Below are 15,922 nucleotides of genomic sequence, written 5' to 3' on the forward strand. Positions count from 1 at the left end.
GGTTTCATAGGACAATAACAATGCATGCAAATCCTGTTTCCATCAGCCTGTCCAGCTACGGCGCAGACTTCGTCCGACAACGCGGTCAGGAGCAGTTCATCGATCTGCTGGCCAGCGCCGGGGCAAGCCGCGTGGAGTTACGTGAGGAGTTGTTCTCATGTCAGCCCGACCCGACTGCCCTGGGTGCATTCATCGCCGGTGCAGGGCTGCAGTGTCTGTACTCCACGCCGCTGGAGCTCTGGTGCGCCCAAGGGGTCCTCGCGCCCGAGTTGAAGGCCAAGCTGCGCATCGCCAAGGCACTTGGAGCTGTGGCGGTGAAGGTGTCCCTGGGGCATTACCGGGGTGACGTCGACATGCGGGCATTGCGGGCGCTGCTGACCGAGGACGGCCCGGTATTGCTGGTCGAGAACGACCAGACTGAGCACGGTGGGCGGATAACGCCGCTCGTGGGTTTCTTCGAACAGGCACAGGCGTGCGGTGTGCGGGTCGGCATGACGTTCGACATCGGCAACTGGCAGTGGCTGGACGAGCCTGTGCTGGAGGCCGCCAACCGGCTTGGACGTTGGGTGGAGTACGTGCATTGCAAGGCAGTGATACGCCATGCCACCGGGCGCCTGGCTGCCGCGGCACCTCAGGCGCCCGACCTTGGGCACTGGCAGCAGATACTGGCCCATTTCACACCTGGGGTGGTACGCACGGTCGAATACCCGCTGCTCGGCGAAGACTTGTTGACCGTAACGCGCAGCCATGTACGTCAACTGTCCGCACTGGGTGCGCGCCATGACACACGGGAGCTGAGCCATGCCTGATCATGACGTGTTGTGCTTCGGCGAGACCATGGCCATGTTCGTGGCCGATGATGTGGGGGATCTCGCACAGGTCGAGCGGTTCGGCAAACGCATCGCCGGCGCCGACAGCAATGTCGCCATCGGGTTGTCGCGCCTTGGCTTTGGCGTGCGCTGGATCAGCCGGGTAGGCAACGACTCGCTGGGGCGCTTCGTGCTCGACAGCTTGCGTGCAGAAGGGCTCGACTGCGCGGATGTGCAGGTTGACCCCACTCACCCTACGGGTTTTCAACTGAAGGCGCGCTGCGATGATGGCAGTGATCCGGTCGTCGAGTATTTCCGGCGTGGCTCGGCAGCCAGCCACATGAGTGCTTCGATGCTGGATCCTGCCTGGCTGAGCGCGGGCCACCTGCATGTAACCGGCATTCCGCTGGCGCTGTCGGATGGCTGTCGGACGCTGGCCCAGGCGTTGGTCAGCCAGATGCGCACAGCCGGTCGCACCATCTCATTCGACCCCAACCTGCGCCCGACGCTATGGCCCGACAAGCAGCGCATGATCGAGGAGATCAACGCCATTGCTGCCCAGGCCAACTGGGTGTTGCCGGGGCTGGAGGAGGGGCGTCTGCTCACGGGTCGTCAGACACCTGCCGAGATCGCCGGCTTTTACCTGGACCTTGGTGTGGACCTGGTGGTGATCAAGCTGGGCGAGGCGGGCGCCTATTACCGCAGCGCCAACGACGAGGGCCAGGTCGCGGCCGTACCCGCGCCATGGGTGGTCGACACCGTGGGCGCTGGCGATGCCTTCGCCGTCGGTGTGCTCAGCGCCTTGCTCGAAGGCCAGCCCGTCGAGCACGCCGTTGCCCGTGGCAATTGGTGCGGCAGCCGCGCCGTGCAGTCGCGCGGTGACATGGAGGGCTTGCCGCGCCGGCAGGACCTGACGGCATACGAATTCCCACATAACCCTGAAATATGCACGGCCTGAATCACCTGTCGCACAAAAACAACAAGCTCAGGAGAAACTCACCATGAAACGTACAAGCCTGGCGCCACGCCGCTGGTGGTACATCATCCCCATCGTGTTCATCACCTACAGCCTTGCCTACCTGGACCGTGCCAACTACGGCTTCGCAGCAGCATCGGGCATGGCCGAAGACCTGCACATCACCCCTGTGCTGTCCTCCCTACTGGGTGCGCTGTTCTTTCTGGGCTACTTCTTCTTCCAGGTGCCGGGTGCTATCTATGCCGAAAAGCGCAGCGTCAAGAAGCTTATCTTCGTCTGCCTGATCCTGTGGGGTGGGCTGGCCACGCTGACCGGCATGGTCAGCAACGTGTACATGTTGATCGGCATCCGTTTTCTGCTGGGCGTGGTGGAGGCGGCGGTGATGCCGGCCATGCTGGTCTACCTGTGCCATTGGTTCACCCGTGCGGAACGCTCGCGTGCCAACACCTTCCTGATGCTGGGCAACCCAGTGACCATCCTGTGGATGTCGGTGGTATCGGGCTACCTGATCAAGCATTTCGACTGGCGCTGGATGTTCATCATCGAAGGCTTGCCGGCGGTGATCTGGGCGTTTTGCTGGTGGCGCCTGGTCGATGACCGGCCTGCGCAGGTTTCCTGGCTGAGCGAGCAGGAGAAAAATGATCTGCAACAGGCACTGGCAGCAGAGCAGCAGGGCATCAAGCCGGTCAAGAACTATCGTGAGGCGTTTCGCTCGCCGCAGGTGATCATCCTGTCACTGCAGTATTTCTGCTGGAGCATTGGCGTATATGGCTTCGTGCTGTGGCTGCCCTCGATCCTCAAACAGGCGGCCAACGTCGACATCGTCGAGGCCGGCTGGCTGGCCTCGGTGCCTTACCTGGCGGCGGTGATTGCCATGGTGGGCGTCTCCTGGGCCTCTGATCGGATGCAACGGCGCAAGCGCTTCGTGTGGCCACCGCTGCTGGTGGCAGCGCTCGCTTTCTACGGTTCCTACGCATTGGGGACCGAGCACTTCTGGTTGTCGTACGCCCTGCTGGTGGTCGCCGGGGCCTGCATGTATGCCCCCTACGGTCCGTTCTTCGCAATCGTGCCCGAGATTCTGCCGGCCAACGTGGCCGGTGGCGCCATGGCCTTGATCAACAGCATGGGCGCGCTGGGCTCATTCGGTGGCTCGTGGCTGGTGGGATACCTCAACGGCGCCACGGGTAGCCCCGCAGCGTCGTACCTGTTCATGTGTGGCGCGCTGCTGTGTGCCGTCGCCCTGACCGCAGCGCTGAACAACTCAACCACCTCCGGGCGCGCCAAGACGCCTTGCCTGCGTCCGGCCACCCCCTTCAGGAACCCAACATGAAAAAACGCATCGTGTTGTACAAGGCGTTGTCCCACGACTTGCTCGCGCGCCTTCAGGCCGCGGCAGAGGTCACCACCGTCGACCTGGCCCGCCCCGATGGGATGGCGCGCTTGCGTGATGCGCTGCCCGGCGCCCACGGCCTGCTAGGCGCCAGTTTGCGCCTGGATGCCAGCCTGCTCGACCTGGCGCCCGAGCTTGAGGTCATTTCCAGTGTGTCGGTGGGCGTGGACAACTACGACATCACCGACCTTGATCGACGCGGCATCGTGCTCACCAACACGCCCGATGTGTTGACCGAAACCACGGCCGACACTGGCTTCGCACTGATCCTGGCCACGGCCAGGCGGGTGGTGGAACTGGCCAACTGGGTGCGCGATGGTCATTGGCAATCAAGCCTTGGCCCTGCGCAGTTCGGCAGCGACGTACACGGCAAGACGCTGGGCATCGTCGGCATGGGGCGTATCGGCGAAGCACTGGCGCGGCGGGCGGCCGCGGGTTTCGGCATGCAGGTGATCTACCACAGCCAGCGACCCAAGCCTGACGTCGAGGCCCGCTACGGGGCCAGACGCGTTGCGCTGGACGCGCTATTGGCACAGGCAGATTTCGTCTGCCTCACCGTCCCGTTGAGCGCAGCTACCGAGGGGCTGATCGGGCGCAAGGAACTGGCGCTGATGAAACCTGCGGCCATCCTGATCAATATCTCCCGAGGGCGTGTCGTGGACGAACAGGCGCTGATCGATGCCCTCGAAACACGGCGCATCCGCGGCGCGGGCCTGGATGTGTTCGTTCAGGAGCCATTGGCGGTCGACTCGCCTTTGCTGCGGCTGGCTAACGTGGTGGCCACCCCGCACATAGGTTCGGCCACCGAAGAAACCCGGCAAGCGATGGCGCGTTGCGCCGTGGACAACATGCTCGCCGCGCTGGCGGGTAGACGCCCAGCCAACGCGGTCAACGGCTGATGCGCCGCCGCTGAGGATGGTCGATCAGCGGCAGTTGCCGGCTTTGCGGTAGCCCGCTGCCTGGGCTTCTACCTCGGTCGCGAAAGCGACCTGGTTCTTGGGCGCGACCTGGTGATAGCCCGGGCACCCGGCAGACAAGTGATACACGTGGCTGTTGCGGTTGCCCAGCACGGCGCCCACGGGGGCTTGGCTTGCTACGGTGGTACGGGCAGGCGCCGCCAGCGACGGCTGCACGCCATCGCCCGTGGGGGTGTAGTTCAGGGTCCACTTGCGTTCGCCCGTGACGAACGGGTTGGCGTGGCCCATGATGGCGGAAATGCGTCTGTCGCGCTCTTTTTCCCAGGCTGAAACGGGGTGCTGGCGGTCCCATGCCATCAGCAGCTGTTGCTGTTGGCGCGACATGTTCAGGCGGTAGCGATCGAACATGTAGAACGTGGTACGGGCGACCAGGCCCTTGACTTCATCTCTGGGCTCGGCCGCGCGCTGGGCAAAATCCACCTTGGTCGTGCACTGGCCATATTCGCCCTGGTTGCCACTGACCATGCCGTAGTTGAAATTGCTGCGGTCACCGTTGACCTCCCCGACGGCAGGGTAGAGGTTGAAGAGGTCGGCCTCCATGGCGCGGAATACCGGGTCGCTGTCCACGCAGTGTTCCCGGCCGCCGTTTTTCCAGCACTGGCGTTGGTTGCCGAAGGTATGGGCCGGCACGATGTGCTCCCACTCGGTGCGCTCGGCGCGGTTTTGCTGTTTGCGGGTCTGGTAGCCGCACGAAGCCGCGTCGATCCGTCCGCCTGACTTGCCTACCCATGTCCATTGGCAGCCGCAATACAGCTCGCCCATGGCGCTCTTGCCCTGGTCCATGTAGACCTGCTGCTTTGCCACGACCTTGGCTTCAGCAAAAGTGGAGGGCGGGTTTGCCCAAACAGGACAACTTAGAATCAGAAGCAGATAAAGGGCGTAACGCAATGATTTCATGGGTAAACAACACGCAGATTACAGGGGCGTGCATTGTAGTACTTCTACCCAGAGCAGACAGCACGCATTGACCACCACGCGTAGGAAAACGGGTGGCCAATGGTCGCAGGGAAGGCGTGATGCTATTTGTAACCCGTGACTGCATGGGGCACGTAGGGTGCCTCGAGTCGAGCGGTCTCCTCAGCCGTCAGGCGCAGGTCGATGGCGGCCAAGGCGTCGTCCAGGTGGGCAGGCTTGGACGCACCGACGATGGGTGAGCTGACCCCTTGCTTGCCCAGTACCCAGGCAAGCGCCACTTGGGCCATCGGCACGCCACGCTCCTGGGCAATCTGTTCGACCACGTCGATGACGCGTCCGTCTTGCGCCTCGGTTTTCTCGAAGAATGACTGCCCGGACAGATCGGTACGGGTCCGTTCGGTCTGCTGCCCGTTGGGGCGGGTCAGGCGACCACGTGCCATGGGGCTCCAAGGCATGAGCCCGACGCCCTGATCCAGGCACAGGGGAATCATTTCGCGCTCTTCTTCACGGTACAGCAGGTTCAGGAAGTTCTGCATCGACACGAAACGGCTCCAGCCGTTGCTGGCGGCTACCTGCTGCGCCTTGGCAAATTGCCAGGCATACATTGACGAAGCGCCGATATAGCGGGCCTTGCCCGCCCTGACCACGTCATTGAGCGCTTCCATGGTCTCTTCGATGGGTGTGGTGTAGTCCCAGCGGTGGATCTGGTACAGGTCGACGTAGTCGGTGCCCAAACGCGACAGGCTGGCGTCGATACTGGTCATGATCGCCTTGCGCGACAACCCTTGCTCATTGGGGCGGCTGCCGCCCTGCCACATGTTGGCCGGGTAGAAAACCTTGGTGGCGATCACCGTCTCGTCACGCCGGGTGAATTCCTTGAGCAGTTTGCCGAGGATCACCTCTGAGGTGCCCGCGGAATAGCTATTGGCCGTGTCGAAAAAATTGATGCCCTGCTCGACGGCATGGCGAATGATGGGCCTGCTCGCGTCTTCGCCCAGTGTCCAGGGGTGCGTGCCGGCATCCGGCTCGCCGAAGGTCATGCAGCCCAGGCACAACCTGGAAATGTCCAACCCGGTGGTACCCAATTTCACGTATTGCATCAGTGTGTCCTCGTCAGCCTTTGAATAGGTGCAGCGTACCCGCGTTGGCCATGCGGGCAAATTCCGTGTTGCTGCAAGTGGGACCTGCAGGAATTCACAAGCGCAACAGGGGCTTGATCTGCTGCTGCAGGAAATCGGTCACTGCCTTTATCCGCGGCGTGGCGCGCACGTCTTCATGCACCGCCAGCCAGATCTCGATACTCATGGTCTGCTCAGGCTGGCCAGCGACGGTCAACCCGTGCTCTTGGGCCATGAAGGCGGGCAGGCAAGCGATGCCTATGCTTCCGGCACACGCCTGGGCCTGGATGCGCAAGTCGTTGCTCAGCAAGGCGAAGGGTTGCTCGCCCGCCTGGCGGTTGAGCCACTGTTGCTGCGGTGAATGGGCCTGGGAGGCGTCATAGCCAATGTACCGGCGTGCCGAACCGCTGGCTTGGTAATCGGCACTGGCATACAAACGATAGTCCAGGTGCCCGAGCAGGCTGACCACCAGGGTCGGCTCGGTGGGCCGTGACAGGACGATGCTGATGTCGGCCTCGCGCCTGGCCAGGGATGCCCGAGATTTGCTGCCCACCAGCCGCAGGCGCAGTTGGGGGTAGTGCTTGTAAAGGTCCCCCAGGCGCCTTGCGATGATGCTGCCCAGCAAGGCGGGCGGTGCCGAGAGGATCACTTCACCTTCTACCGTTTGTTGACCGGCGCTGGCAAAGTGTTCGAGGGCGAAGGACGATGCGGCCATCTGACCGGCCAACTCGCCCACGCGCTCGCCATCCTCGGTGAGCACATAGGCCCGTGCGCGGCGGTCGACCAGCTTCAGGTTGAGCGAAGCCTCGAGGGATGCGATCCGCCGAGCGACGGTAGCGTGGTCGACTGACAGTACCCTGGCGGCGGCAGACAGCGACCCGGTCGCGCAGAAGGTCGAGAAATGGCGTAAGTCTTCCCAATCGAACATGAGCGGGCTCGGCAGTTATAGGTCTGAGAGGGCCAGACACCGTCTTGGATACCAGCCCGTGCGGGAATGTAGCCTTGGCTCAAGCGCCGCCTTTCATGCGCCGTGCGACAACATAGAGCCCCAGCCCCAGCAGCGCCATGGCGGCGCCGATGTAACCTGTACTGGTCCAGCCCAACCCCGCCGTGATCGCCATGCCTCCCAACCATGGGCCCAGGGCGTTGGCCAAGTTGAAGGCGGCATGGTTCGAGGCCGCTGCAAGGCTTGGGGCTTCGTGAGCGATGTCCATCAGGCGGATTTGCAAGGGCGCTGCCAGGGCGATCATGGTACCCACCAGGCCGATGCCCAGCAGCAGGCTCCACAGGTTCGCGGCGGCAAAGGTGAAGAACAGCAGGACCAACACCGACCACGCCAGCACCAGCCCCACGGCGCGGAACTGCAAGCGGTCGAACAATTTGCCGCCGACGATATTGCCGACAATGCCGCCCACGCCGAAGGCTGCCAGGCCAAACGGAATCCACTGCGGCGCCACGCGGGTCACTTCGAGCATGGTCGGGGCCAGGTAGCTGAACACGCAGAACATCCCGGCAAAGCCGATGGACGCAATGCCCAGCGCCATCCAGACCTGGGGCAAGGTGAAGGCCTTGAGCTCCTTGCGCGGGTCACTGCGCACCTCATCATGACGCTGGGGCACGAAGCGCCACACCATGGCGATGGTGCACACGGCGATCAGCCCGACCAGCACGAATGCCGAACGCCAGCCAAAGTACTGGCCCAGAAAGGTGGCGATCGGGTTGCCCAGCAACATGGCCAAGGTAAGCCCCATCATGACCCGAGCCACGGCGCCTGCGCGCTGGTTGTTGGCCACCATGCTCGAGGCCACGACTGCGGCAATGCCAAAGTACGCACCGTGGGGCAGGCCGCTGATGAAGCGAAACGCGATCAGCCCGCCAAATGAAGGTGCGAAGGCGGTGGCCAGGTTACCCAGCGCGTACAGGCCCATCAGCAACAGCAGCATGTGCTTGCGCAGGATCTTGGCGCCAAGGATGGCCAAGGTGGGTGCGCCCACCATGACCCCCAGCGCGTAGGCGCTGATGGCATGTCCGACCTGGGGTTCGCTCAGGTTCAGGTTACTGGCGATATCCGGCATCAGGCCCATGATGGCGAACTCACCGGTGCCAATGGCGAAGCTGCCCAGCGCCATGGCGGCTTCCATTTTTACGACCGTGCTTTTGCTGGGCAACGGGGAGGGTTCTAAAACTGACATCTGGCTCCTTGAAACATGCTGAAACGTTCAAGGGATGATAATGGCAACGCGAACGGTGCGTCGAGCCGCGCCGACTCGCTCGCCGACGCAATCAGCGGTCTTCTAACGGGCGCAAAAGTAGGGCGAATGCGAGGTGGAGTACAGATGTACTCCCTAGCGTTAGCGATCTAGATATTGACTCTGTCCGGCAAAGTCGATGAAGCGCTGGCTGGCCAGCGATAGGTACTCACCCGACCGCCAGCACAGCCGGAAACTCATCTGCTGGGCAGGCTCGAACGGCACACCGACGATACCTGGCGTTCGTAATTGCACGGAGCGCAACAATGTGGCCACGCCCATGTTGTCCAGTGCAGCCTGGACCACCAACGAGACGAAATTGCTCTGCAATGCCACTTGGTAGGTAATGCCGTGTTCGGCAAAGAAGGCGTCGAGCAACTGGCGCTGCACGAATGTACGGTCGAACACCACCATGTCGGTGCTGCGCAGGTCTTCGGCAGTCAGGCTTGCCTTGCCGGCGTAGGGGTGATCCGGGTGCATGCAGGCCAGCATCTCGTCGCTGCCCAACAGGATCGATTCCTTATCCGCGGGCACGCGGCGGGACTCGAGCAGCGCCAGGTCGATTTCTCGTTGCTCTAGGCGCTGGCCAATGTCTTCGGCGCTGCCCTCGAACACGGTCATGGCGATGCCGGGATAAAGCCTGCGAAAGGCGTTCATCAACCCGGGCACATAGTGCAGGCCGAACATGGGCGGGATCCCCAGCCGCACTTCGCCGCGTTTGAGGTCGGCCATGTCACGCAGTGCCTGGCGGGCCACGTCCATCTCCCGCAAGGCTGATGCGATGCGGGGCAAAAATTGCTCGCCTTCCACGGTCAGTACCACCTTGCGCGTGGTGCGGTTGAACAAACTGACGCCCAGTTCTTCTTCAAGGCGGGTCACGGCCATGCTCAGCGCAGGCTGGGCGATATGCAGGTGCTGAGCGGCCTTGGTGAAGCTGCCTTGGCGGACTATTTCGACGCAACAACGCAGCGCCTTGAGATTCATTTAGGGCATTCCAGGATTGATAACGTTCTGTGATGCTCAGCATCATAACAATATATTTACTATTATTAACGCCAAGGCCTACGATGCGCGGCACTGAGACATCCTGCAACATCTCAGTCACGCAGCCAGCCGGCTGCATCCTCCCTGGATCTTGAGGTAGTACATTAAATGGCCAAGGCCGCCGATGTCGTTGTGCAATGCCTGGAAAACGAAGGTGTCGAGTATGTGTTCGGCATTCCCGGTGAAGAAAACCTCGACCTGCTCGAATCCCTGCGCAAGTCGAAGATCAAGCTGGTACTGACCCGCCATGAACAGTCTGCAGGCTTCATGGCTGCCACCTACGGTCGCCTGACCGGCAAGACCGGCGTCAGCCTTTCCACCCTGGGCCCCGGTGCCACCAACCTGGTCACCGCCAGCGCCTATGCCTACCTGGGCGGCATGCCGATGATGATGATCACCGGGCAGAAGCCGATCAAGAAGTCCAAGCAGGGCCGTTTCCAGATCATCGACGTATGCGGCATGATGGACCCCATCACCAAGTACACCCATCAGTTCGCCTCGGCCGACAACATCCCGGCCCGCATGCGCGAAGCCTTCCGCCTGGCCGAGGAAGAAAAGCCGGGTGCCGTGCACCTGGAACTGCCTGAAGACATCGCCGCCGAGCAGACCGACGCCCTGCCTATTCCGCGCAGCCTGCACCGTCGTCCGCTGGCCGAGCACGTGGCCATCGAAGCGGCTGTGGAAAAACTGCAAAAGGCTCGCAGCCCGATTCTGGTGATCGGTGCCGGTGCCAACCGCAAGATGACGGCCAAGGTGCTCAAGCAGCTGATCGACAAGACCGGCATCCCGTTCATCACCACCCAGATGGGCAAGGGCGTGGTCGACGAGCGTCACCCGCGCTTCCTGGGCAACGCGGCGTTGTCGTCCGGTGATTTCGTGCACCGTGCGATCGAAGCGGCCGACCTGATCATCAACATCGGCCACGACGTGATCGAGAAGCCGCCGTTCTTCATGGTCCGTGGCGGCACCGAAGTCATCCACATCAGCTTCCGCTCCGCCGAAGTCGATGCCGTGTACTTCCCTCAGGTCGAAGTGATCGGCGACATCGCCAACGCCGTGTGGCAGATCAGCGAACAACTGACCGACACCGCGCACTGGGACTTCACCCGCCTGATGGCCATTCGTGAAGCCAACGAGGCGCAGATTGCCGAAGGCGGCGACGACGACCGCTTCCCGGTCTATCCACAGCGCCTGGTGGCCGATATCCGCCGTGTACTGCCTTCCGAGGGCATCGTGGCCCTGGACAACGGCATCTACAAGATCTGGTTTGCCCGCAATTACAAGGCGCACAAGCCCAACACCGTGTTGCTGGACAACGCCCTGGCGACCATGGGTGCCGGCTTGCCGTCGGCCATGGCCTCGCACCTGGTCTATCCGGACCGCCCGGTGATTTCGGTGTGCGGCGACGGCGGCTTCATGATGAACAGCCAGGAACTGGAAACCGCTGTGCGTCTGGGCATGCACATCACCGTGGTGATTCTGCGTGACGATGGCTACGGCATGATCCGCTGGAAGCAGGCCAACATGGGCTTCACCGACTTCGGCCTGGACTATGGCAACCCAGACTTCGTCAAGTACGCCGAAGCCTACGGCGCCACCGGCCACCGTGTCGAAAGCGCTGAGGGCCTGTTGCCACTGCTGGAGCACTGCATCACTACCCCAGGCGTTCATGTGATCGACTGCCCGGTCGACTACAGCGAAAACGACCGCATTCTCAACAGCGAGCTGCGTGAGCGAGCGCTGGCGATCTGAAGCGTACCCACACGCTGTGGCTGATCGCTGAGTCGTTCATCCTGTTGCATCGACCAGATGCAACAGGCGGTGTAGATGTAATCTCCCGCTGTATGCGGCGGCCGCAATGGCCGCCGTGCTTTGAGCGTCTTCAGTCCTGGGGTTCAAGCAGGCCACGAAGGCTCATCACGATGGTACTCATGTCATAGGGTTTGCGCGTGACCGGAATGTGCTTCAAGTGCGCGGGAATACTGATGCCATCGCCATAACCGGTTGCGAACAGGAAAGGGATGCGCCGACGTACCAATGCCTCGGCCACGGCAATGGACGTACCTCTTCCCAGGTTCACATCGAGAATGGCGGCGTCGGGTGAGTGCCGCTCCAATATCTGCAAGGCTTCCTGTTCGGAACTGGCCGTGATGACGTGCTCGATTTGGGCATCGTTGAGGATTTGCTCGAGGCCGATGGCAATGACCAACTGATCCTCCAGAATCATCACGCTCAGGCCAGGTCGTGCGGCGAATGCGTCTGTCGAATCGATCAGGGGCGAGGCAGCAGCAGGCGCAGGCTCGGATTCCGCGACCGCCAGGTGCCGGGCTGGCAGCGTGAACAAGCCCTGAACCCCTTCAGGATAGTATTCCACGCTACTGGTACCGCCTAGATCGAACGGGATGCTGCGCTCGATGAGGACCGACCCGAAACCTCGACGCCTGGGCACCTGCACCGGCGGGCCACCGCTTTCCTGCCAGATAATGGCGCAGGCGCCCGCAGCGTCGATTGCCCAGCTGACGCACAGCCGCCCTCCTGGGCATGACAGCGCACCGTACTTGGCGGCGTTGGTCGCCAGTTCGTGCAGCACCAGGGCCATTACCGAGTAGGCCCTGGCATCGAGAATTACGTTGGGGCCTTGCATGACGATGTCGGCGATCGCCGTGCGATAAGGCGACAGTTCGGCATCGAGCAACATCGCCAGGCGCCCACCACCGTCACCCCGCACGACCTGGTCGTGGGCCAGCGACAGGGCCTGGATGCGGCCTTGCAGGGTGCTCACGTAACCCTTGAGCGTCTGGCCCTCGGCCGTGGGATGGGCGACCAGTGCACCAATCAGTGACAGAATATTCTTGACCCTGTGGTTGAGCTCCTCATTGAGTACCCGCTGGCGAACCTCGGCCTTGGAGCGCTCGCTGGCCAGCAGTTCGCTGTTGTGCAGCAACACCTCGACGATGGCAGTCCGAATGGCGTCTCCGAACTGCCGATCCTGCTCCGACCAGGGCGCAGATTGCTGGTGCACGGTCTGTTTCCATATGGAAAAACTCGTGCGCGGCGTCAACCGATCGCCCATCGCGCCACTGGTATAGGTCTTGTTAGGGTCGCCCGCCCAGTCGAGGGTCTGCACCACTTCCTTGCGAAAGAACATGATGTAGTCCTGCGGGCGCTGCGAAATGGGGATGAGCAGCACGCCCGATACGTCGCTGAAGTAGGCCTGGGCCGCCGGATGGGCCTGGGACAGGCTGTTCGATGCCCATGTTCTGCCCTCGGCCACGCTCTCGGCAAAGCGCAACAATTCAGGCACGCAGGTTCGGGGCGGAACGCTACCGGCACTCGACCAACGCCCTTGCAGCGAGATGCCGATGCCATCGCACGGGATCAGCGACATCAGCCTTGGCAGCCGGTCTTCGAAGAAGCTGTGCATGTCGGCGGCATGGTTGGCATCGCGCAGCATGAGGTCGAGCGTGTCGTGCACCTGCACGGCCGCTTCGAGTTGTTGCCGGCTGCGCAATGTTTCGATGTGCAGGGCAAAGAACTCGCCGAACATCTCGGCCGCCACTCGCCGGCCCATGGTCAGGTTGCGCGGCGAATAGTGGTGGCAGGCAATCAACCCCCACAGCGCGCCATTGACAATGATCGAGATGGACATGGTGGCACCCACGCCCATGTTCTGCAGGTATTCGCAGTGGATTGGGGAGACGCTGCGCAGGTGCGCATAGGACAGGTCCAATGGCTCGCCCGAAGGGTCCAGCACAGGCTCCAGGGCCACTGCCTCGAACTGCACGTCAGGGATGACACGGATCGGGTTGCGCAGGTACAAGGCGCGTGCCTGCTGCGGGATGTCCGAAGCGGGAAAATACTGCCCCAGGAAGCTCTCCAGCGTACTGCGCTTGGCCTCGGCAATCACTTTGCCGGCGCCATCGGTGCCCAGTTGGTAGATCATCACCCGGTCGTAGCCCAGTACTGCACGGACAAACCGTGCGGCATCGCGGAACAGGCGGTCGGTCTGGTCGATTTCACGCAACTGCGCGATCAATGTGCGCGCAAGTTCGATGGGTTCTGCAACGTTTTGGCCGGCAGGCTCGAATTCCAGGATGGTGCTGCCCTTGAAGCGGTGCGCCGATACATCCACACGCCTGCCATCGGGCAGGGCGACTGCAAAGCTCAACGCCGGGCGCGAGCCTTCGCGTATCCGGGCCAGGGCATTACGCAAGGTATGGGCGAGCTCCCCGCCAATTACCTCATCGAGTTTAAGGCCATTGAACGGCAGCGCCGCCCCCAGTAACTGCGGCGCATTGACCGAGTGGCGCAAGATCACGGTTGCGGTGGCGTCGCAGGCCAGCAAGCAGCCATGGGGCTGGATGCTGCCAGGAATCTGAATGGGTTCGCGGTCGCAATTACTCAGGTTTACCTGTGGGTCGAGGGTCATTAGCCATGCCTGTAGATGATGTAGAGGCTGCCTGCGCGGCCGCCGCCGTCAGCCTAGCAGCACACCCGCGTACGGCATAGCCGGTGAGTGCCCCGGATAGCAGTTTTGTGGGTGCCGGTCGTCTGCACCAGGTGCCCGCCCTTGTGCATGACAGGCTTCGGTGGTTTCATGCGGCCCGTGATTGTGAAGGTAAACGCGCATGAGTCGTCCGCTTTTCATCGCCATGGATGGGCCCAAGGGCACTGGCAAGACCACGCTGCTCGAAGCACTCACCCAGGCGTTGCGAGCCCAGGGCAACAAGGTGGTCAGGCTGTGTGAGCGCAACAATGATCCACAACGCGCGCAGACCATGGCATTGGTCAATCAGCTGGCCAGGCAGCCTTCGCCAGCGCTTGAGTGGCAGGTCTGCGAACAACTGGCTGAAAGTCGCGCCTGGATCACCCGGCACGTACTGCCGCGTCAACCTGGCGACAGCATTGTCCTGATCGACCGTTGGTACCCCTCGGACGCAGCGTTTCGCCGAACCGTGCCGTTCGATCAGGTGTTGCGGTTGAACATCGAACACGGCGTGCAGGTGCCTGACCTGCACATTGCGGTGCTCACCACGGCGCAAACGTCCTGGGCGAGGGCGGCGGCACGCCGCCGGGGCCTGGGCAGCACGGTGATGCATACCTTGCAGGAGCAGATCGCAAGCACCCAGGCGTTCAGCCGTGCTGCAAACGAGCACGGCTGGTTGCTCTGTCTGAATGAAGGCACCGTGACGGCTGCAGTAGAGCAGTTGATGGAGGCCGTCACCCCGCTGTTGCACGCTTGAACGCGACATTCAAGCCGCCGTGCTCAGAAGCCTTCCAACACGATCTTGCCCCTGGCCTTGCCGCTCTCGATGACCGCGTGCGCCCGTTTCAGGTTGCTTGCATTGATGGCACCGAAATGTTCACCCAACGTTGTCTTGAGCACACCGCTGTCGACCATCTGGCTGATGCGGGTAAGCAGTTGGTGCTGCTTGATCATGTCGGGCGTCTGATAGAGCGAGCGGGTGAACATCAGCTCCCAGTGCAGCGACAAGGATTTGCGCTTGAGTGGGACCACATCCAGCTGGGCTGGGTCATCGATCAAGGCAAGCTGCCCTTGCGGGCGCAGGACCTCGATCAGTTGCTCAAGGTAGGTGTCGGTATGGGTCAGGCTGATGACGTGATCGACCGCTTCGATACCGTGTGCGCTGAGCTGGGCGGCCAGTGGGGCCGTGTGGTCGATGACCAGGTGCGCGCCCAGGTCTTTCACCCAGGCTTGGGTCTGGGCCCTGGATGCGGTAGCGATCACGGTCAACCCGGTCAATTGGCGGGCCAATTGCACCAGGACCGAACCCACCCCACCAGCAGCGCCGATGATCAGCAGGTGCTGACCCTGACCGCCGTTTTCTTCGAGGCGCAGGCGGTCGAACAGCAGCTCCCACGCCGTGATGGACGTCAGTGGCAGCGCGGCGGCGCTGGCAGCATCCAGGCTGGACGGCTTGCGCCCGACGATGCGCTCGTCTACCAGATGGAATTCGCTGTAGCAGCCGGGGCGGTCGATGGCGCCGGCGTAGAACACCTCATCCCCTGGCTGGAACAGCGTCACCTGCTCACCTACCTCGCGGACAATGCCGACCGCATCCCAGCCCAGCACTTGTGGCTGATCACCGCCACGGCTGGCGCGAATCTTGGTATCGACCGGGTTGACTGCGATGGCCTTGACTTCGACCAGCAGGTCTCGCGCACCGGGGGACGGTTTGGGCAGGTCTGCATCATAGAGCGATTGAGGGTCTTGCAGCGGCAAGCCGGGCTGCGAGTAAACGACAGATTTCATGGGGCAGGGCCTTGAGTGAAAAGGTACCTGCCTAGGCTATTCCTATCGTTTGCGAAGAAAAACAGGCGTAGAGGATTAATACTTTCTTTTCAGGAGTGAAAACGGGAGGGTAGTCGATGCGCGAAGATTCAAACCTGAGGCCTGCATTGGCTCTAAGTTGTGAGGGGCCC

Annotated in this window: 13 protein-coding genes; 6 read left to right on the top strand and 7 right to left on the bottom strand. The window is 62.3% G+C overall.

Features of this window, described 5'->3' with window-relative positions; genetic code table 11:
• Positions 1-20 precede the first annotated feature (20 nt).
• Genes CWR53_RS10075 through CWR53_RS10090 form a run of 4 tightly spaced genes read left to right on the top strand, consistent with a single transcriptional unit; the run spans position 21 to position 4,074 of the window.
• Positions 21-809 (top strand): sugar phosphate isomerase/epimerase, encoded by a 789-nt coding sequence (locus CWR53_RS10075; RefSeq protein WP_100851412.1) that lies wholly within the window; start codon positions 21-23, stop codon positions 807-809.
• Positions 802-1,767 carry a sugar kinase gene (locus tag CWR53_RS10080; protein WP_100851413.1) on the top strand — a complete coding sequence of 322 codons (966 nt, stop codon included), beginning with the start codon at positions 802-804 and terminating at the stop codon, positions 1,765-1,767. Before CWR53_RS10075 ends, CWR53_RS10080 begins: the two co-directional genes overlap by 8 nt.
• 43 nt (positions 1,768-1,810) lie before the next feature.
• On the top strand, positions 1,811-3,115 hold the full coding sequence (locus CWR53_RS10085; RefSeq protein WP_100851414.1) for an MFS transporter: 1,305 nt from the start codon (positions 1,811-1,813) through the stop codon (positions 3,113-3,115).
• Positions 3,112-4,074, top strand: coding sequence for a D-glycerate dehydrogenase (locus tag CWR53_RS10090; RefSeq protein ID WP_100851415.1), 963 nt, complete (start codon positions 3,112-3,114; stop codon positions 4,072-4,074). Before CWR53_RS10085 ends, CWR53_RS10090 begins: the two co-directional genes overlap by 4 nt.
• Positions 4,075-4,098: 24 nt before the next feature.
• Here CWR53_RS10090 and CWR53_RS10095 read toward each other — a convergent pair whose 3' ends face one another.
• The 5 genes from CWR53_RS10095 to CWR53_RS10115 form a co-directional block, all read right to left on the bottom strand.
• Positions 4,099-5,049, bottom strand: a complete 951-nt coding sequence (locus CWR53_RS10095) for an endonuclease (RefSeq protein WP_058604994.1) — start codon at positions 5,047-5,049, stop codon at positions 4,099-4,101.
• Between the two features lie 122 nt (positions 5,050-5,171).
• On the bottom strand, positions 5,172-6,167 hold the full coding sequence (locus CWR53_RS10100) for an aldo/keto reductase (protein ID WP_100851416.1): 996 nt from the start codon (positions 6,165-6,167) through the stop codon (positions 5,172-5,174).
• A gap of 94 nt (positions 6,168-6,261) precedes the next feature.
• Positions 6,262-7,113: a LysR family transcriptional regulator gene (locus CWR53_RS10105; RefSeq protein ID WP_100851417.1), complete on the bottom strand. Its 852-nt coding sequence runs from the start codon at positions 7,111-7,113 to the stop codon at positions 6,262-6,264.
• A gap of 79 nt (positions 7,114-7,192) precedes the next feature.
• Positions 7,193-8,377 (bottom strand): MFS transporter, encoded by a 1,185-nt coding sequence (locus CWR53_RS10110; RefSeq protein ID WP_178091303.1) that lies wholly within the window; start codon positions 8,375-8,377, stop codon positions 7,193-7,195.
• A gap of 159 nt (positions 8,378-8,536) precedes the next feature.
• Positions 8,537-9,418, bottom strand: coding sequence for a LysR family transcriptional regulator (locus CWR53_RS10115; RefSeq protein ID WP_058604991.1), 882 nt, complete (start codon positions 9,416-9,418; stop codon positions 8,537-8,539).
• A 168-nt stretch (positions 9,419-9,586) separates the two neighbouring features.
• On the opposite strand from CWR53_RS10115, the gene CWR53_RS10120 reads away from it, so the two are divergent.
• Complete coding sequence (locus CWR53_RS10120; RefSeq protein ID WP_058604990.1) at positions 9,587-11,230, top strand: acetolactate synthase large subunit; 1,644 nt, start codon at positions 9,587-9,589, stop codon at positions 11,228-11,230.
• Between the two features lie 130 nt (positions 11,231-11,360).
• On the opposite strand, the gene CWR53_RS10125 is transcribed toward CWR53_RS10120, so the two are convergent.
• Complete coding sequence (locus CWR53_RS10125; RefSeq protein WP_100851418.1) at positions 11,361-13,907, bottom strand: HWE histidine kinase domain-containing protein; 2,547 nt, start codon at positions 13,905-13,907, stop codon at positions 11,361-11,363.
• Between the two features lie 199 nt (positions 13,908-14,106).
• Between CWR53_RS10125 and CWR53_RS10130 the strand changes: the two genes are divergently transcribed.
• Complete coding sequence (locus CWR53_RS10130; RefSeq protein ID WP_100851419.1) at positions 14,107-14,721, top strand: thymidylate kinase; 615 nt, start codon at positions 14,107-14,109, stop codon at positions 14,719-14,721.
• A gap of 23 nt (positions 14,722-14,744) precedes the next feature.
• Here the strand turns inward: CWR53_RS10130 and CWR53_RS10135 are convergent, their stop codons facing one another.
• Positions 14,745-15,752, bottom strand: a complete 1,008-nt coding sequence (locus tag CWR53_RS10135) for a zinc-binding alcohol dehydrogenase family protein (RefSeq protein ID WP_100851420.1) — start codon at positions 15,750-15,752, stop codon at positions 14,745-14,747.
• Positions 15,753-15,922: the final 170 nt, after the last annotated feature.

The organism is Pseudomonas sp. SGAir0191, from assembly GCF_002812565.2.
In the GTDB taxonomy this organism is placed as follows: domain Bacteria; phylum Pseudomonadota; class Gammaproteobacteria; order Pseudomonadales; family Pseudomonadaceae; genus Aquipseudomonas; species Aquipseudomonas parafulva_B.